The 18,805-nt window shown below is 28.7% G+C and carries 18 protein-coding genes; all 18 read right to left on the reverse strand.

The window, feature by feature from the left end; translation table 11 throughout:
* Positions 1-10 precede the first annotated feature (10 nt).
* On the reverse strand, positions 11-820 hold the full coding sequence (locus tag ATCC9714_RS12520; RefSeq protein ID WP_057574340.1) for a type I phosphomannose isomerase catalytic subunit: 810 nt from the start codon (positions 818-820) through the stop codon (positions 11-13).
* Positions 821-848: 28 nt separating this feature from the next.
* The gene (locus ATCC9714_RS12525; RefSeq protein ID WP_057574339.1) at positions 849-1,823 is read right to left on the reverse strand and encodes an LCP family protein; all 975 of its coding nucleotides are present in this window, start codon (positions 1,821-1,823) and stop codon (positions 849-851) included.
* A 25-nt stretch (positions 1,824-1,848) separates the two neighbouring features.
* Positions 1,849-2,790: a UTP--glucose-1-phosphate uridylyltransferase GalU gene (gene galU, locus ATCC9714_RS12530; protein ID WP_081013646.1), complete on the reverse strand. Its 942-nt coding sequence runs from the start codon at positions 2,788-2,790 to the stop codon at positions 1,849-1,851.
* Positions 2,791-2,817: 27 nt separating this feature from the next.
* Complete coding sequence (locus ATCC9714_RS12535; RefSeq protein ID WP_057545509.1) at positions 2,818-3,984, reverse strand: nucleotide sugar dehydrogenase; 1,167 nt, start codon at positions 3,982-3,984, stop codon at positions 2,818-2,820.
* Between the two features lie 332 nt (positions 3,985-4,316).
* Complete coding sequence (locus ATCC9714_RS12540) at positions 4,317-5,489, reverse strand: glycosyltransferase family protein (RefSeq protein ID WP_057545508.1); 1,173 nt, start codon at positions 5,487-5,489, stop codon at positions 4,317-4,319.
* Between the two features lie 2 nt (positions 5,490-5,491).
* A complete protein-coding gene (locus ATCC9714_RS12545; protein ID WP_057545507.1) occupies positions 5,492-6,655 on the reverse strand; it encodes an O-antigen ligase family protein in 1,164 nt (387 codons plus the stop codon).
* Between the two features lie 16 nt (positions 6,656-6,671).
* A complete protein-coding gene (locus ATCC9714_RS12550; protein ID WP_021122664.1) occupies positions 6,672-7,217 on the reverse strand; it encodes an acyltransferase in 546 nt (181 codons plus the stop codon).
* A gap of 45 nt (positions 7,218-7,262) precedes the next feature.
* The gene (locus ATCC9714_RS12555) at positions 7,263-8,399 is read right to left on the reverse strand and encodes a glycosyltransferase family 4 protein (protein ID WP_057545506.1); all 1,137 of its coding nucleotides are present in this window, start codon (positions 8,397-8,399) and stop codon (positions 7,263-7,265) included.
* A 41-nt stretch (positions 8,400-8,440) separates the two neighbouring features.
* The gene (locus tag ATCC9714_RS12560; RefSeq protein WP_243273357.1) at positions 8,441-9,334 is read right to left on the reverse strand and encodes a glycosyltransferase family 2 protein; all 894 of its coding nucleotides are present in this window, start codon (positions 9,332-9,334) and stop codon (positions 8,441-8,443) included.
* A 9-nt stretch (positions 9,335-9,343) separates the two neighbouring features.
* The gene (locus tag ATCC9714_RS12565) at positions 9,344-9,898 is read right to left on the reverse strand and encodes an acyltransferase (protein WP_057545504.1); all 555 of its coding nucleotides are present in this window, start codon (positions 9,896-9,898) and stop codon (positions 9,344-9,346) included.
* A 25-nt stretch (positions 9,899-9,923) separates the two neighbouring features.
* The gene (locus ATCC9714_RS12570; protein WP_057545503.1) at positions 9,924-11,168 is read right to left on the reverse strand and encodes a glycosyltransferase family 4 protein; all 1,245 of its coding nucleotides are present in this window, start codon (positions 11,166-11,168) and stop codon (positions 9,924-9,926) included.
* A gap of 70 nt (positions 11,169-11,238) precedes the next feature.
* The gene (gene fcl, locus ATCC9714_RS12575) at positions 11,239-12,168 is read right to left on the reverse strand and encodes a GDP-L-fucose synthase (protein WP_057545502.1); all 930 of its coding nucleotides are present in this window, start codon (positions 12,166-12,168) and stop codon (positions 11,239-11,241) included.
* 57 nt (positions 12,169-12,225) lie between these two features.
* The gene (gmd, locus tag ATCC9714_RS12580; RefSeq protein WP_057545501.1) at positions 12,226-13,299 is read right to left on the reverse strand and encodes a GDP-mannose 4,6-dehydratase; all 1,074 of its coding nucleotides are present in this window, start codon (positions 13,297-13,299) and stop codon (positions 12,226-12,228) included.
* A gap of 26 nt (positions 13,300-13,325) precedes the next feature.
* A complete protein-coding gene (locus tag ATCC9714_RS12585) occupies positions 13,326-14,372 on the reverse strand; it encodes a mannose-1-phosphate guanylyltransferase (RefSeq protein WP_057545500.1) in 1,047 nt (348 codons plus the stop codon).
* Between the two features lie 14 nt (positions 14,373-14,386).
* On the reverse strand, positions 14,387-16,081 hold the full coding sequence (locus ATCC9714_RS12590) for a phospho-sugar mutase (RefSeq protein WP_057545499.1): 1,695 nt from the start codon (positions 16,079-16,081) through the stop codon (positions 14,387-14,389).
* Positions 16,082-16,093: 12 nt separating this feature from the next.
* Positions 16,094-16,780: a sugar transferase gene (locus tag ATCC9714_RS12595; RefSeq protein ID WP_021122681.1), complete on the reverse strand. Its 687-nt coding sequence runs from the start codon at positions 16,778-16,780 to the stop codon at positions 16,094-16,096.
* 352 nt (positions 16,781-17,132) lie between these two features.
* On the reverse strand, positions 17,133-17,846 hold the full coding sequence (locus ATCC9714_RS12600; RefSeq protein ID WP_057545498.1) for a CpsD/CapB family tyrosine-protein kinase: 714 nt from the start codon (positions 17,844-17,846) through the stop codon (positions 17,133-17,135).
* Positions 17,843-18,541 (reverse strand): YveK family protein, encoded by a 699-nt coding sequence (locus tag ATCC9714_RS12605; RefSeq protein WP_057545497.1) that lies wholly within the window; start codon positions 18,539-18,541, stop codon positions 17,843-17,845. Before ATCC9714_RS12605 ends, ATCC9714_RS12600 begins: the two co-directional genes overlap by 4 nt.
* Positions 18,542-18,805: the final 264 nt, after the last annotated feature.

The following is an 18,805-nucleotide window of genomic DNA, read 5'->3' on the forward strand; positions in this document are numbered from 1 at the left end:
TGTTTTCTATTTATATATATGCCTTTATTAATTCTATATCTCCATGTATCTTGTAACTTATTCTATTAGGTATATATATAGTTTCTTCATTTTTTAAATCTATTTTTTCTCCATTACTATATATAAATCCGCTTCCCCCTATTACAGTATATGAGTGAAAGTCAGACTCTACAACATCTTCATAAATACTATCTACAGATACCTTTTCAATATTGAAATATGGTGTTTCTAATTTAGTGAAATTTTCTATTTTTCCCCCGTTATTTTTACCATTAAAGTCTATTACATCTAATGATTTGTTTATATGTAATTCTCTATCCCTTCCCCAATCATACATCCTATAAGTTATATCACTACTTTGTTGGACTTCTATTAATTTTACTCCGTCCTCTATAGCATGCACTGTTCCTGATGGTATATATATCATATCACCTTTTCTTACATTTATTCTTTCTAAATAATTTTCAACATCTCCTGAATCAATTATTTTCGAAAATTCTGACTTATTTAAACCTTCCTTTAGTCCACATATAAGTGTTGCTCCTTCTTTCGCCTCTAATATATACCAACATTCTGTTTTTCCACTATCATTTTCATTTATTTTTGCATACTCATCATCTGGATGTACTTGAACAGATAAAGTATCCTCTGCTTTAATTACTTTAATCATTATAGGTAGTTCTTTCCCTAACTTTTTTAGCAAAGTATTTTTACTATTAGTTATAGTACTATGTCCATTATTATGAGTAGATAAATTCCACTTTTCATACCCCCATATTTTTTTGTTATAAAAAGGTTCCAGCTTTAATATATTCTTCATAAATTACTCACCCTTAATAAACCTTGAATCATCCTTCATAATTTTTTCCAAATATAAATTCATGTAATACATTTAAATTTTCGCTTTTATCCCACTCTATTACCCAACCTTTTTCCTGGCTTACTATACGTCCAGTCCTATGTTCTTTTAATGGAAATTCTAATTGATCTAGATTCTTGTCTTTTATATTATATACTGTATATCCTAAATCCATCATTTCTACTGGGCTTATATTTGTTTTAGTATTTTGTAATAAAATATCAGAAGCTCTTTTATAAGTCATAGGACCTTGTTTTAAAAACTCATTATAAACACTTTGAGCTATCTCCCTGTGTCTATTATCTCTTGCATATGCACTATCAGTATATCTAATTCTACTAAATGCTAATGCTTGATATCCGTTCAATCTTTGGACCCCCGATTCATTTATATATTCTTTAGGATCTTTATCTTCTCGATTACCATAATATTCATAACATGCATCTATGTATTTATTAACCTCGTTTTTATCTTTTTCTTTTACATCAACTTCTACTCCACCTATCTCATCTATAATATCTATAAATGAAACAAAGTTTACAGCTACATATCTATCTATCTCTAAGTCAAAGTTTATTTTAAATACTTCTTTTAATAAATCAATTCCTCCATAAGCATATGCATGAGTTAATTTTTCGTATCCATAATTCGGTATCTCTACATATGTATCTCTTGCAATAGAAGTTATCTTTAATTTTTTATTTATTCCATCTATAGTGCATAACATAACTGAGTCTGATCGATTCCCTTTGTCTATATTGGTTCCATCTATCCCTACTAAAAGTATATTAGTTATACCCTCTACCATTTTCCCGTCACGTTCTTCTTTTTTAGATTGTGAACCTTTTACTTCATCTTTAACATATATCGAATCTAATTTTGTATATATATATCCAAATATACCCAATACCAAAACTAATATAGATATAAATATCCCCCATATCATTTTTTTAGACTTATTCATACTTCCCCCAACAAATAATATAAATTTAATCTATTGTTGTAGCTACTTTATTTACAATTTCAAATTCATCAAATATTTCACTATTATACTCTTTATTCTGATCAACTGTCATTTTTAAAAAATCCATAAACTCTTTTCCAATGCATTCTTTTTTTAATGCAAAATCTACAGTTGCTTGTAAGAAACCTAGTTTATCTCCTACATCGTATCTTTTTCCCTCAAAGTTATATGCATATATTGCTTCTTGTCCTGATAACGTTTTCAAAGCATCTGTTAGTTGTATTTCTCCACCTTTACCTGGCTTTTGATTTTCAAGTATCTCAAATATAGTAGGCGTTATTATATATCTTCCTAGTATCGCAATATTTGATGGAGCATCTTCTACCTTTGGTTTTTCAACCATATCCTTTACTTTATATACTCTATCTTCTATACATTTAACATCTAATATACCATACTTATCAGTATTTTCTTTTTTAACTTCTTGTACCCCTATTATTGATGTTTTGTATTCATTGTATGTATTTATAAGTTGAGCTAAACAAGGAGTGTCGTTGTCAACTATATCATCACCTAATAATACTGCAAATGGTTCATTTCCCACAAAACTTTTGGCACAATTTATAGCATGTCCAAGTCCTTTAGGCTCTTTTTGTCTTATGAAATGAATATCTACCATGTTAGATATATCTTTAACCATTTCCAACATTTCAACTTTTCCTTTTTGTTCCAGCTCAAGCTCAAGTTCAATACTACGGTCAAAATGATCTTCTATTGATTTTTTATTTCTTCCAGTAACTATTAATATTTCTTCTATCCCTGAATTAACAGCTTCTTCTATTATGTATTGTAAAGTTGGTTTGTCCACTATAGGTAACATCTCTTTTGGTTGAGACTTTGTTGCTGGTAAAAATCTTGTTCCAAGCCCAGCAGCAGGTATAATTGCTTTTTTTACACTCTTTTTCACTTCTACATCTCCCTTTAAATTAATATACTAGTCTCTATTAAATAAGTCCCTTGTATAAACTTTTTCCTCAATATCAAATAACTCTTTTGATAATCTATTAGATACTACAACATCACACATTAACTTAAATTCATCTAAATCTCTTATTACTTTAGAGTTGAAGAAATTATCCTCTTTTAAAACAGGTTCGTATACAACAACTTCAATCCCTCTAGATTTGATTCTTTTCATTATTCCCTGAACAGAAGATGCTCTAAAGTTATCTGAATCGGTTTTCATAGTTAATCTATATATTCCTACTACTTTTGGATTTTTCTTTACTATCATATCTGCAACATGATCTTTTCTTGTTCTATTAGCATCTACTATTGCACCTATTATATTATTAGGAACATCTTCATAATTTGCTCTTAATTGTTTTGTATCCTTTGGTAAACAATACCCCCCATACCCAAATGAAGGATTATTATAGTGAGTCCCAATTCTTGGATCTAATCCAACACCTTCTATTATTTGTTTTGTATTTAATCCCCTAAGCTCTGCATATGTATCTAGTTCATTAAAATATGCTACTCTTAATGCAAGATATGTGTTAGAAAATAGCTTTACAGCTTCTGCTTCAGTGGAATTAGTTAATAAAACTGGTACATCTTTTTTGATTGCACCTTCTAATAAAAGGTCTGCAAATTTTTGTGCTCTTTCTGATTGTTCTCCTACTATTATTCTTGAAGGATATAAATTATCATGTAATGCTTTTCCCTCTCTTAAGAACTCGGGGGAAAATATTATATTATCAGTATCAAACATCGCTTTTACTTTTTCTGTATATCCCACTGGCACAGTTGATTTTATTATCATTGTCGCATCCGGGTTTATAGCTAAGACATTAGCTATGACAGCTTCAACACTTCTAGTGTTAAAATAGTTTTTTTCTGGATCATAATCTGTAGGCGTAGATATTACTACATAATCTGCTCCTTGATATGCTTTATAAATATCAGTAGTAGCCATTAAGTTCAGTTCTTTAGTATATAGATATTCTTCAATCTCCTTATCTACTATTGGAGATTTTTTATTATTTATAAAGTCAACTTTTTCTTGTATTATGTCTACTGCTACTACTTCATTATTTTGAGATAGTAGTATCGCATTAGATAAGCCAACATAACCAGTCCCAGCTATTGCAATTTTCACAATTATAGTCCTCCTAATATTACTTTCAGTTTTTATAATACTTCTATTTACATAAGTAAATTTTTAATATTTTACTTTCCATATGAATATACTACTTATTGTTTTTATAGTAATATATTCATTAGTCTAATAGATATATATTAAATTTAGATTCAAATATTTAGTATAAAAATAGTCGATATTCATTCTAATAAGTATAATTTTTTATATATTTTTTTAATTTACTCCTAACTCTATTAGAAATTTACATTTATCCTTTATGATGTAGCTATTTAACTTAAATCTATCTATTTGTCTTTAACAAAAGTAATCTATCTAAATTTTTATTTTATTTACATTGAAATACTATCTAAAACTTTCTTTAATTGAGTTTCCCAACTTAAATTTTGTAATGCATATTCCCTCATATCTTTTAATACACTTTCATTAGATAAATTCTTGTAAAATTCTATAATTTTAGTGATATCAATTGAAGATTCATCCATTGGTACTTTTAATATATATGGGAAATCTTTCGGGAAATCATTTACATTTAAAGCTGTTACAAATGGTATACCTCTTGAACAATATTCTCTTATTTTTATAGAAGTATCTGAATAAACACCTTGTCTAAAAAAACCTAAATTCCCAATTGCAATGTCCATATTATTAAATAATTCATTTAATTCATTGCCTACTACTACACCTTTAAAAAATACGTATTTTTCAATATTATATTCTTTTGCTAAATCTATTAATTCTTGTGTATTTCCATTTCCGACCATATATATGTTAACCGTTGTAAAAAATTTTTTATTACGATCATAATATTCTTTTAAACCTTTAAGTAATCTATCATATCCATGCCAATAAGAGAATGTAGCTAAACAAACTAAATTTATAGATTCATGTGTTGCAGGTTTACGCTTAGGTATTGATTCATTATCAACTCCATTATTAATAAATAAGATATTATCTTTTTCTATATTATCTGAACATATGGCAACTATCTTGGATATACTTCTCCTAAGTCTTTTATACATATATTCTTCTTGTAAATGTAACAGCATCCAGTAAGGTGTTTTAGGATTCGAACCCCAGGTTGGTATTTCCCATACCACTTTAATTTCTTTATTTGAAAACTCTTTAATTAAATATGCTAATTTTCTTGTAATAGGCATTATTCTTCTTATATAAATCATATTAAATCCATAATTTTCCGTCATTTCCTCAAGAAAGTTTAAACACTCATTTAACCTATATGAACTTGATATCTTTCTGTTTATTGTTGATTTTTCTGTACAATACTTAGCCTTTTCACTTAACACTTTCTCTCTTACCAATTTAAGTTCATTACTAATATTATCAAATCTATATAGTCTAACGTAATTATTTGACGATGTGCAAAAGTAACTTTCTAAACCTAACTTAGCAAAAGCTTTTACTTGATTCTTTATTTTCATATTGATTCCAACTGTTTCTGAATCTTCTCTCCATATTGTAAAATAACATATTTTTTTATTCATACTTAATTACCTCTTAAACATATTTTTGATAACCGATTAACTTCTATTGTTTGAAAAGCATACATTACATATGTCCATAGAAACCATGATAGTGCAACTCCAGGAACAAATAACATATTTTCACTTAAACTGTATACATACATCATTATAAAGAAAGAAATTCCAATAGTATCATTAATTTTATTTTTAAATATCCTAATAAAAATAAATGTAATAAACAAAAGCATTAAAGTTAAGCCTATTATCCCACTATTAATTATATTTGTCATATACCAGTTATCAGAAAATCTTATCCCTTCAATACTATTGATATTAGAAGTACTTCCTCCTCCTGCTCCAAATATTAAATACCCATTATCTTTCAATACTCGAAAGTTGTTAACTAATATTTCATCTCTTCCGCTACTATTCAAAACAAGACTTTCGCCAAAGTTAAGAACAAAAAAAATACTTAAACTTATAATTAATGTACTGTATACTAAATTTTTATACTTATTAAATTTACTTGAAAAGATAAAAAATGCTTCAGATATCAAAAATACAATTAATGCATACACCCCTGATCTAGATCCTGTTGAAAGTAATGGACCTAATAAAAAAATCATAAGTAAGTTCATTAATTTAGATTTTTTTACTTTTTTTATTCTAAAATACATTAATAATATTTCTAGTACAATAAACATAGCTGTAAAATTAGCATGGCTATATCCAAATGTAGCTCTGTTAATTCTATCTCCCGTAAAAACACTCATAACCGTATTAATATTAATTTGATCTATATTTACAACTATTTGATATAATAGCGGAATACTATTGGAGATAATCATATAATTAATTGTCTTGTTTTTATCTTCATTTAAAATAGTTCCACCAATATATGAAACGATTATGAAGCATATAGTAAATACATAGTATAGTACAGTATCTGTTTCAATATTAAAGCTTGATATTGGACAAAAAAAGTAAACAATGGAAACTACTAATATAAATTTAAAAACTTTTTCATTTATTAATATTTTTTTTCTTCCTATAAAATATAAAATAACAGTGCTCACATATACAATTCTATATAAATTTGAATTGCCTGTTATTGAGGTTAATTGAAAACACATTGGTAAACTGCAGATTAAAAAAGTTAATAATTTTATTTTTTTGATCTTTGCCATCACTATATCCTAAGTTTTATTTCTCTATAAAATATTCATTTTCAATATACTTTTTTTCTGCCCATTCTTTTGTATTCAGTATTATTTTAGATGGATTTCCAATTACAATACTATTGTCAGGAATAGTACCTTTAACTACTGAACATGCTCCAACTATAACATTTTTGCCAATATGTGTTCCTGGAAGTAAGGTACTTCTAGTTCCAATAAAACTATTTTCTCCTACATAAATTCCTTTCAAAAACAATTCATCTTTATTTGGTATCGGATTATTTTTACCTATAGCCTGAAGACCTCGTGCAATAGAATAGTCATGAGTTAAAAATTGTACTTCACTCGATATAACACAGTCATTTCCTAGGTGTATAATTGAGTAATCATTTCCATCAAACGTAGCTGTAGTTGCTATATATCTAGGTATACCTTGTATATTCATTCCATATTTTTTTAAATGTTGTGTATATTTCTTTGTATACAAATTAGAGTCTAAATGAGCTATTTGTTTAATACAAAATCTTGAGATTACTTTTTTAATCTTTTTTAACACTTTCATAATTTTCATTATCCTTCTCCCTTAATTTTCCGTTCTTTACGTCTTTATGTTAACTTATTTGAATATATCTCTATATCCAGTATTTTTTACCTTATCTTTATTGTTCGTGATAATATAATTTAATGCTTTATCTACATGAGACTTAAATTCTATATCACCCATATATGCATATTTTTCTAAAGCCAATACAAACTTCTCATCATCATCTATAGGAAATACATATCCAGCTCCATTTTTCTCTAAATCTTGCCATGGAGTTTGATCTGATAAAATGACAGGACATCCAGCAGATAAAGCTTCTTGAATTACATGCCCATAGTTTTCTCCAAATGTAGGGAATAAAAATACATGGTGCTGTTTAAGTACATTTACAACCTCTTCTGTTTCAACACTGCCTTTCCAACTCCATCTTATATTGTTTGGAAGAGTTCTTAGTTCGGACTCACACTCATTCCAGTATTCTTGAATATGTTTGGGACCATATATACTGAATTCAACATTACATTTTAATTTTTTAATAATTTTTATTGCACCCTTTAAATTTTTTTTATGAGCTATCCTAGATATCCAAACAACTTTTAACTCCCCACTTTCTTTCTTCTTAAATATATTTGCAGAATATATTTTTCTTGGTAAATCTTCAGCGATAAAAAAGTTATTATTTGTTTTAATTTGTTGTTTGATATGATTAATCTCTATTTCTGATGTAGCTGACCAATATATGTCTTTGAACATACCTAGTTTATTAAATATTGTAGTAAATATTTTTTTCTTTTTATATTTAAGACTAAATTCTAATGGTGAAAATAGTCCCATTGATGCTACTACTAAAGGAGGCTTTATTAGTCCTATCCTATTAAGTAGTAGTGTGTTAATTGCATAATCGTTAAAACAACCACAACAATATATGATATCTACCTGTTTTGATAATTTCTTAATTATAGAAAATTTAAATCCCTTTGGTGGAACATAATAAACTTTTGCTTTGCCAATTTCATTCCAATCATTAACCTTAATATTAGGATATGGTTCTATATCTCCATGATCTCTATCGCAAGTAAGAATCATGAAATTATACTCGTCTCCAAGGTAATCAACTAAATTCTTAATTGATCGCACAGGTCCGCCATCTTTATAGCCAGGCAAATAACGACCCATTATAATCAATATGTTTTTTTTACCATTCGCCATATTCAACCACTCCTTCAGTATAGATTTATACAACTTTATTTTTATTTCAAGTCACCCTGACATTCTATTCTTATATTAAATTTTTCACACTCATAAATCTTAGCATCAACTAAGAATCTATACCAATATGCTTGTAAAAAGTGATATACTTTTCCTTCTTTTCCATCTAAAAATCCAAATCTAAAATAATATCTATATATAAAATATAAATGTGATCTAAAAAATAAAGGTAACTTATAATATCCATTATTTTTTATAAATCTCTTTCTTGCAGCTTGTCCCTTATTAGAATTATTATTTATTAAATCATCACTTTCGTTTTCATTTAGAACTTTTTGTTGATAGTCTAATACTTCTCGATTAGAATACCAGTTATGTTTATGAGTCCACCACTCTAAGCATTTATTATTATTATCGATAATATCATATTTAAATGTACTGGTATCTCCTTCTGTCAAAATCATATGCTCATCCATAAGTTTTTGCTCACAAGTTCCATAACCTGTTCTAAATATTCTTAGTAATAATTCTGGATATTTTCCCCCATGCTTTATCCATCTTCCCATGAAATATACTCGTCTTTTTAAAACTATTCCTTTTATATTTTCTTCTATAGATGGTAGTTTTACTTTTATTTCCTCTACTAATTCAGGAGTTAATTCTTCATCTGCATCCATTCTCATAGACCATTTCGTAACGATATTTGTATTAGCCAATGCCCAGTTAAGTTGTGTTGCATAATCTATAAATTTATTCTCATAAAAATCAATATTTACAGTTTTACTTAACTCTTCACATAAAGCTCTTGTCCCATCATCACTATAACTATCAACTATGACAAATCTCTTTACTATACCTTTAAATGATTCTATACATTTTCGTAAGTTATTCTCTTCATTTTTTGTTAGTATAACTACAGTTAAATCTACCATCATTACTTCCTCCTATAGCATTTTTATAACCTTAGCCGGATTTCCAGCTATAACTACATTACTAGAAAATTCTCCACTAACAACACTTCCTGCACCTACTACACATCCCTCTCCAATTTTGGTTCCTTTTAATATTAATGAGTTACACCCTATAAAACAATTTTTCCCTATAGTTACTTCTTTACTTCTAATTGCATATTTATCATCTCTATTTCTAGCTTCTACTTCAATTGGATGAAAGTCATTATCTAGTATCTTTGTATTTCCACCTACTAATGTATTATCACCTATAGTTATTCCTTTTCTAGCGTATATAGTAGCTCCTGAAATTCCTACGTTATTACCTATATTAATATTAGCTTCCTCTGTTCTCGTAACTATTATTGTTCTTTGACTTAATCCAACTAAATTAGAAAGAAAACTACTTCTTATTGTGCAGTTTTCACCTATATTTAATTTAGATCTTTTTTTCTTAAATATTATTGGAGTTCCATAAAGATTTAAGTTTTTGCCAAAGTTTACTTTATTAAACTTCATAAATAATTTAAAGTAATTGCTCTTAAACATAATAACCTCTTATTTTTCTTATTTATTAAATTGATTTTAATAATTCTTTATACTTATTTGTTGATGCTTCTTTCGTATAGCCTTGCTCTATATGTTTTCTCCCTCTCATACCCATAGCTTTTAATTCATCTTTATCTAGCGATATAAGTTTATCTATCATTTTTTTCATTTCATCATATTCTTCTGGTGCACAGGTAACTCCACAACCACACTCCTCTATAAGAGTTCTTGCCTCACTTTCTTCTTCAAGTACAGCCCATATAGACTTACCTGTAGCCATTACTCCATATACTTTGCTTGGAACGGATACTCCTTTTATTCCTTTTGCATTGGTTACTATGTGAGCATCTGCTGCATTTAAAGAATATATAAGATCCTCTTTATCTTGATATGGTATAAATCTAATGTTTCTTACCTTATTATCATTGCTGTAATCAACTAACTGTTGTTTAACTGCTCCTTCACCAACAAATGCAAATACAACATCTTTGTTATCTTTAAATTGACCTATAACTTTGATAATATTTTCAAGATCATAGTATAATCCTATATTTCCAGAATACATAAATACAAATTTATCCTGTAAATTATATTTTTTCATAAATTCTTGTACTCTAGGATGATCTTTTTCTAAAGGATATATTGATTTTTCATTAGTCCAGTTATTTATAACCATACTATCTGGTACATTCTTATCATTAAATCTATTTTTAAGAGTTTTTTGCATATCTCTACCAACAACCAATACCTTATTAGATAATCTACAACTAAATTTATCTAAGCTTCGTGCAGCTTCAATTATAAATTTATTTTTTGAATATCCCACCGCTTCAATTTGTTCAGGGTTAAAATCTTGTATATTATATATTAATTTAGCTCTTTTAGAGGCTTTGCCTATTACACCTAGTATCCCACCTAATATAGGAGGTTGAGATATACTATAAACTATATCTTGTTTTCCTGATTTCATTATTGCTAATATTGAGTTAAAGAAATAAGCCAATATGTATTTAATCCTACTTGATTTATTTGTTTTATCAAACTCTGGGACTCTAACTCTTAAGATATCTATATCTTTATACTTTTCTTTTACTATTCTTTTCCCGTTATATTGTTGTGGTATATTACCTGTATAGTTTGGAAATCCAGCTATAACAGTTATATCAAAATCATCTTGTAGTTCTTCACATAATTCTGTCATTAACTGCCCAGTTGAAGCTACATCAGGATAAAAATAATTTAATATCATTAATATTCTTTTCTTCTTCATGTTTACTTGAATCTCCCTAATTGTAGTTGGATAATTAATGTTAATTTATAAACTATTTATCCAAATTATCTTATTTATAATTTTCTAAGAACCAATGGTAAGCTAACTTAATTCCTTCATTTAAACTCACCTTGTGTTTCCATCCTAATCCATTTAGCTTATCTACAGTAGTTAACTTTCTTGGAGTACCATCTGGCATATCAGTATTAAATACTAACTCACCTTCAAATCCTACTACTTCCTTAACAGTCTCAGCTAACTGTCTTATAGATACTTCTTCTCCAGTACCTATATTTACATGTTGTTCTCCATCATAATTTTCCATTAAGAACACACAAGCATCTGCCATATCATCAACATATAAAAACTCTCTAAGTGGAGTACCTGTTCCCCAAACCTCAACAACATCACCATTGTTCATCTTAGCTTCATGAAACTTTCTTATAAGTGCTGGTAATACATGAGAGTTTTTCAAATCAAAATTATCATTAGGTCCATATAAGTTTGTAGGCATACAACTTATAAAGTTGTCTCCATATTGTTTTTTAAAAAACTTACACATCTCTAGTCCAGCAATTTTTGCCACAGCATAAGCTTCATTTGTTTCTTCTAAAGCTCCAGTTAAAAGGTACTCTTCCTTTATTGGTTGAGGAGCCATCTTAGGATATATACAAGTACTTCCTAAGAATAATAATTTTTTAACTCCAAAATCATGAGAAGCTTTTATTATATTGTTTTGTATCATTAAATTATCATATATAAAATCTGCTGGATAAGTATTATTAGCATGTATCCCACCCACCTTAGCAGCAGCTAAAAATACATAATCTGGTCTTTCAGTTTCAAAGAAAGTTCTAACAGATTTTTGATTAGTTAAATCTAATTCTTCATGAGTTCTATGTATAATATTTGTAAACCCTTTATCTTGTAAATTTCTAACTATAGCTGAACCAACTAATCCTCTATGACCAGCAACATATATTTTTGAATCTTTATTCAATTTCTCCACCTCGTTTAAAGTAGTTTCTGTCCTTCTTTTCCTCTAAGTTTTAATATACTAATTCTCAAACCTAGACTTATATCCACCACCGCTTTTTAACTCTTCTAAATCAGAAGCAACCATTTCTTTAACTAAATCTATAAAAGAATACTTAGGCTCCCAACCAAGTTCTGTTCTAGCCTTAGTACTATCTCCCCATAATAATTCAACCTCAGCTGGTCTAAAATATCTTGGGTCTACCTTAACTAAAACTCTTCCACTATTCTTATCTATACCTTTTTCATCAACACCGCTTCCTTGCCACTCTATTTGATATCCTAATTCAGAGAAAGCCAGCTCAACGAACTCTCTAACAGTATGAGTTTCATTCATTGCTAGTACATAATCTTGTGGCTTATCCTGTTGTAAAATCCTCCACATACCTTCTACATAGTCCTTGGCATGACCCCAGTCTCTTTTTGCATCTAAATTTCCTAAATACAACTTGTCTTGTTTTCCCAAGTGTATAGCAGCTACTGCTCTAGTTATCTTTCTAGTAACAAACGTTTCCCCTCTTCTTGGAGATTCGTGATTAAATAAAATTCCATTACAAGCAAATATATCATAAGACTCTCTATAGTTTACAGTTATCCAGTAAGAGTAAAGTTTTGCAACTCCATATGGACTTTTAGGATAAAATGGAGTTTTTTCACTTTGTGGTGCAGTATCTGGTAATCCTCCAAATAATTCACTTGTTGAGGCTTGATAAAACTTAGTCTTAACACCAGTTTCTCTTATTGCATCTAATATTCTAAGTGTACTTACTCCTGTTGCTTCAGCAGTATACTCTGGAGAGTTAAAAGATACTCCAACATGAGATTGTGCTGCTAAATTATATATTTCATCTGGCTGTATTTTTTCTATTAATCTATTTAAGTTACTCGAATCTGTTATATCTCCATAATGTAAAAATAGACTTACATCTCCTTCATGTGGATCTTGATATAAATGATCTATTCTTTTTGTATTAAAAGTACTGGCTCTTCTTATTATTCCGTGTACTTCATATCCCTTTTCTAATAATAGTTCTGCTAAATAAGAGCCGTCTTGTCCTGTTATTCCTGTTATTAATGCTACCTTTCTTTTTTTCATATTAAATCCTCCATTTCAAGCTATGTTTATATAATCTCTTTCAGTTCTTTTACATTTGCTACATTTGACTTAGGTCCTATCAATATTTTCCCATCACTTTCAATTACATATATATCATCTAATCCTTCTACAACTATATTGTGATTTGATGATATAACTAAATTACTTCCACTATTGACTACCTTTGCACTTCCTACTAAGACATTTCCTGACGAATCTTTCTCCCTATATCTGTCTAATGCTTCCCAACTTCCTACGTCATCCCATCCAAAACTACTTGGTATTACATATACATCATCTGATTTTTCAAGTAATGCATAATCTATTGATATAGCTTCAGTGTATTCATAGTTTTCGTTTATAAAGCTTTGCAAATGCTCATTTGGTATCTCTTCTATTTTTTCTAATGCTCTGTAAGTTTCACTTGAGTGTACTTTTATTTGATTTAATACATTATCTACACTCCATAAAAACATTCCACCGTTCCATAGATAATTCCCATTCATTAGATATTCTTTAGCATTTTCTTTATTAGGTTTTTCAACAAAAGCCTCTACTTTTATAACTTCATTCTCATTTATAACTCTTTCATCTAAACTATATCTTATATATCCATATCCTACTTCAGGTCTTGTAGGTTCCATCCCTAATGTAATTATTGAATTTTCATTTTCATTGACAAACTTATTAGCACTTTGTATAACTTTTCTAAATTCATCTTCATTTTTTATTAAATGGTCTGATGGAAGTACTACCATATTTGCATTATAATAGTATTTTTTTATAACAAAAGCTGATAATGCTATACACGGAGCTGTATTTCTTCCTTCAGGTTCAACTATTATGTTTCTATCTGGTAGTTCTGGTAGTTGCTCTCTTACTAAATCAATATACCTTTCTCCAGTACATACAAATATTTGCTCGATTGGTATAATAGGTTTAATTCTATTAATAGTCATTTGTATCATAGTCTCTTCACCTATTAAATTTAAAAACTGTTTTGGTTTTTCTTCTGTTGAAAGAGGCCAGAATCTAGTACCTTTTCCCCCAGCCATTATTAAAGCACATAGCATAATCCTACACCCCTTTATGTGTTTGTACTTTCTATCATAGTTGTTATATCTTCCATGATTTTTTCTAATTTATTATCTACATTAACTTTGTTATCTCCACTAACCCCAAAATAAAACTTTATCTTAGGCTCTGTTCCAGATGGTCTAACAGCTATCCAACTTTCATCTTCTAATATAAATTTAAGTACATCTGATTTTGGTAGGTTATCTATTCCATCTTCATAATCGTTTAAGCATTCTACTTTTATACCTGCTATCTCGGCTATATCAGAATTTCTAAAATGATTCATTATAGACTTTATTTGTTCCATTCCATCTATACCTTTTAGTGTGATTGACTTTAGTTCTTCTTTAAAGTATCCATATTTTTTGTATATTTCACAAAGTCCTTGGTATAAAGTCATTCCTTTATCATAGTAATAAGCTGCCATTTCAGATATTAATAATGATGATACAACCCCATCTTTGTCCCTAGCATGTGTTCCTATTAAATATCCATAGCTTTCTTCGTATCCCATTATAAATGCAGCTTCTTTATTTTCTTCATATTCATGTATTTTCTCACCTATAAACTTAAATCCTGTTAAAGTATCTATACATCCTACTCCATATGATTTCGCAATTTTAGCTCCTAGTTCTGAAGTTACTATTGTTTTAATTATCATAGGGTTTTTCATATTTTTTAATTCTTCTTTATTAGTTAATACATAATCTACAAGTAATGATCCAACTTGATTTCCATTTAAAACTACATATTCACCTTCATTGTTTTTTACAACAACTCCAACTCTATCACAATCTGGGTCAGTTCCTATTATTAAGTCTGCTCCATCCTTTTTTGCCATTTCTATAGCTATATCAAATACAGCTTTTTCTTCTGGATTAGGATATTTAACTGTTGAAAAGTTTGGATCAGGCATTTCTTGTTCTTTTACAACTTGAACATTCTTAAATCCCACTTCATCTAATACATTTCTTATAGGTTTATTTCCTGTTCCATGTATTGGTGTGAATATTATTTTTATGTCTTTTCCAACTTTATCTATTAACTTTTGGTTTATAACTTGTTCTTTTACTGCATCTATGAATGCTATATCTATACTTTCATCTAATGTTACTATTAATTCATTATCTTCATTAGTTATAGGCATTTTGCTATATTCTTCTATTTTATTAATTTCAGTTATTATTTCTTCTCCTATTTTAGGACAAATTTGACCACCATCAGACCAATATACTTTGTATCCGTTATATTCTGGTGGATTGTGACTAGCTGTTATGACTATACCTGCTATACAACCTAAGTGTCTTACTGCAAATGAAAGCTGTGGTGTTGGTCTTAGACTATCAAATATATATGCTTTTATTCCACAAGCAGCTAGTGTTTTTGCAGCTTCTATGCAAAACTCTTCACTTTTATATCTGCTATCATATGCTATAACTACGCCTTTTTGTTTTCCTTCTTCATTGCTTTTTTGAATTATGTAATTCGCAAGTCCAAATGTAGCTCTTCTTACAGTATATTTGTTTATTCTATTAGTCCCAGCTCCTATAACCCCTCTTAGTCCACCTGTTCCAAATTCTAAATTTTTATAGAATCTATCTTCAATTTCTTTTTCATTTTCCTTTATATTTATAAGTTCTTGTTTCGTTTCTTCATCAAAATAAGAATCTTTTAACCATTCTTGGTAAAGATTTATATATTTCATTTTTATCTCCCCCTAAGATGCATTATCGTCTCCAAATAGTACAAAAAATGTTTTAAATATAAGTTTAATATCTAGCAAAATACTTCTATCTTTTATATAATTAACATCTAATTCTACCCATTCATCAAAGTCAATACTGTTTCTTCCACCCACTTGCCAATAACATGTTAGTCCTGGTTTTACAGCTAATCTTTGCATTTGATATTCATCATATTCTTCTACTTCTCTTGGAATTGGAGGTCTTGGTCCAACTAAACTCATATCTCCTTTTAGTATGTTAAATAACTGTGGCAGTTCATCTATACTTGTTTTTCTTATAAATTTACCAACCCTAGTTATTCTTGGATCTTCTTTTATTTTAAATACTGGTCCTGTTTGCTCATTTAAGTGTTGCAATTCTTCTAATAAGTCTTCTGCATTGTGAACCATAGATCTAAATTTTAACATTTTAAATTTTCTAGGATATTGTCCACATCTTTCTTGCCTAAAAAACACATTTCCCTTTGGATCTTCTAGCTTTATAAGTATTGCTACTATTACAAATAATGGCGATAATAATATAATTCCAGCTAAAGCTCCACCTATATCAAGTAATCTTTTTAATACTAGGTAAATTATACTTACGTTATTACTTAACTCTGTCAAGTTCTCTTTTATGCTTTGCTCATCCATTTGAAGAACAGAGCCGTTGTTTTCCATATCTTTCCCCCCATACACATACAAATTTAATTCAATAGTATTTAAATACAGTTAATTTTCCCGTGTCTTTTTATTCTGTACTTTTTAGTCCTTGATTTAAATTTATTTGTTTGTTTTGGGGCTCTAATTTGTGTATCCATTAAAAACTCTCCCCTTAAAAAATCACAATTTTGTAAAGTTTGTTAAAATTTCGTTTTTTCTCTTAAGTTTTAATGGATTTTCTCGTATAATAGAAACGAGAATAATTTCCATTAATCTCAAGGATATATATACATGGTGTTTGGCGATGTCTGTATATATATGAACTCAGCTTATGTACTAAGGATTTGGCGGTTTTTAGTACATAGGCTTTTTATTTTTTATTTTTCTTTTTATGTCTAGCTCTTCTGCTTCCATCATTTTGTTCATAGCAGTAACTATAATATCCATAAGCACCATCTTCTCCTACGTATTTATTTAATACAACTCCTATGATATTAGCTTTTACTTTTTCTAGTCTTAACTTTGTTATTTTTGCCATCTCTATATCCGTTTCTCCACTTCCAACAACCAATACTGTTGCATCTGAATAATTGGCTATAGATCCTGCATCAGTTATAACTCCTATAGGTGGCGAGTCTATAAATATATAGTCATAACTTTCTTCTAATTCTCTTGCAAATTCTTTCATTTTTTTAGATTCTAACATTTCTGATGGATTTGGCGGCATCTTACCAGTTGTTAGTATCTGTAAGTTGTTTACTTCTGTGTTTTGTATTGCTTTTTTTAAATCCTTTTGTCCACTTAGTACCTCTGTTAGTCCATAAGTATTAGTTAAATTAAACTTTCTGTGAATACTAGGATTTCGAAGATCTGCATCAATTATTAGTACTTTTTTTCCTTCTAATGCTGCAAAACTTACTCCCATATTTGCTACAACAGTTGTTTTTCCTTCATCTTGCTTACTGCTTGTAAAAAGTATTGTTTGTATGTTTTTGTCTATGTTTGAAAATTGTATATTAGTTCTTATACTTCTATAAGCTTCTGAAATAGGTGATTTTGGTTCTTTAAATGCTACTATGTTCATCTTCTCTTTCCACCTTTCCTTACTTTTCTTTCATTTGGAATTACTCCAAGTAGTGGAAGACCTAAGTGTTTTTCTATGTCTTGTGGCGATTTGATTTTATTGTCCATATATTCAAGTAAAAATATTACAAATAGTGAAGCCATAATTCCTAAAACGGCTGATATCATTATGTTCATAATTTTATTGGGCTTTATAGGGCTCTTTGGTACTATTGCTTTATCTATTACTTCTACGTTATTGGCTTTTGTTATTCTTTTTACTTCTTTTGTAAATGCTGCTGGGATTGTATTTGCTATGTCTGCTGCCCTTTGTGGGTTAGTATCCTCAACAGAAATTTCTAGTATTTGGGTATCTGCTACTGGTGATACGGTTAGTTTTTTTTCAATATTTGAGTATCCACCTTTTATTTTTAGCTGATTTGCTACTTCATCAAGTACGGTTTTTGATTTGATTATTTCACCATAAGTTACTGCAAGTTTTTGGGATACACTTATCTGATCTCCTGTTATTACATCAGTCCCTGGGGCTTTGTCGCTGTTAACTATTAAAGTCGTTTTTGTTTGATAAACTGGGCTTAGTACAAAAAAGCTTATTATCCCACTTGCAAGCATTGCCATGGATGTTATTAATGCTATTATCCAGGCTTTTTTCTTGATGATTAGAAAATATTCTTTTAAGTCAATAGTTTCCTCCATTTTTTCCTCCATTTTCTTTGATTTTGTCCTTTTTTAGAATTTCATAGCTATTTTCAACTTAATTCATAGTGATTTACTAGCTATTACTTTGTTTTTTTGTAGTTTCCTGTTTTATCCATGACTATTATAGTAAAAAGTTTTAATATCTTCAAAATAATTCGTTCTCTATATTTTTTCATTTTATTTCTTTTTGTTTTATTTTTTATTCTTTTTCGACAAAATACCTTGTCGAAATTAAATTAATTTGTCGAAATTTTTTCAATA

Source organism: Paraclostridium sordellii (assembly GCF_000953675.1).
Lineage (GTDB): Bacteria > Bacillota > Clostridia > Peptostreptococcales > Peptostreptococcaceae > Paraclostridium > Paraclostridium sordellii.

What these genes read in the sequence shown, in the direction of transcription:
- ATCC9714_RS12520 (WP_057574340.1), bottom strand. Translation starts at nt 820, where the DNA reads ATGAAGAATATATTAAAGCTGGAACCTTTTTATAACAAAAAAATATGG.
- ATCC9714_RS12525 (WP_057574339.1), bottom strand. Translation starts at nt 1,823, where the DNA reads ATGAATAAGTCTAAAAAAATGATATGGGGGATATTTATATCTATATTA.
- ATCC9714_RS12540 (WP_057545508.1), bottom strand. Translation starts at nt 5,489, where the DNA reads ATGAATAAAAAAATATGTTATTTTACAATATGGAGAGAAGATTCAGAA.
- ATCC9714_RS12545 (WP_057545507.1), bottom strand. Translation starts at nt 6,655, where the DNA reads ATGGCAAAGATCAAAAAAATAAAATTATTAACTTTTTTAATCTGCAGT.
- ATCC9714_RS12550 (WP_021122664.1), bottom strand. Translation starts at nt 7,217, where the DNA reads ATGAAAATTATGAAAGTGTTAAAAAAGATTAAAAAAGTAATCTCAAGA.
- ATCC9714_RS12555 (WP_057545506.1), bottom strand. Translation starts at nt 8,399, where the DNA reads ATGGCGAATGGTAAAAAAAACATATTGATTATAATGGGTCGTTATTTG.
- ATCC9714_RS12560 (WP_243273357.1), bottom strand. Translation starts at nt 9,334, where the DNA reads ATGATGGTAGATTTAACTGTAGTTATACTAACAAAAAATGAAGAGAAT.
- ATCC9714_RS12565 (WP_057545504.1), bottom strand. Translation starts at nt 9,898, where the DNA reads ATGTTTAAGAGCAATTACTTTAAATTATTTATGAAGTTTAATAAAGTA.
- ATCC9714_RS12570 (WP_057545503.1), bottom strand. Translation starts at nt 11,168, where the DNA reads ATGAAGAAGAAAAGAATATTAATGATATTAAATTATTTTTATCCTGAT.
- gmd (WP_057545501.1), bottom strand. Translation starts at nt 13,299, where the DNA reads ATGAAAAAAAGAAAGGTAGCATTAATAACAGGAATAACAGGACAAGAC.
- ATCC9714_RS12585 (WP_057545500.1), bottom strand. Translation starts at nt 14,372, where the DNA reads ATGCTATGTGCTTTAATAATGGCTGGGGGAAAAGGTACTAGATTCTGG.
- ATCC9714_RS12590 (WP_057545499.1), bottom strand. Translation starts at nt 16,081, where the DNA reads ATGAAATATATAAATCTTTACCAAGAATGGTTAAAAGATTCTTATTTT.
- ATCC9714_RS12595 (WP_021122681.1), bottom strand. Translation starts at nt 16,780, where the DNA reads ATGGAAAACAACGGCTCTGTTCTTCAAATGGATGAGCAAAGCATAAAA.
- ATCC9714_RS12600 (WP_057545498.1), bottom strand. Translation starts at nt 17,846, where the DNA reads ATGAACATAGTAGCATTTAAAGAACCAAAATCACCTATTTCAGAAGCT.
- ATCC9714_RS12605 (WP_057545497.1), bottom strand. Translation starts at nt 18,541, where the DNA reads ATGGAGGAAACTATTGACTTAAAAGAATATTTTCTAATCATCAAGAAA.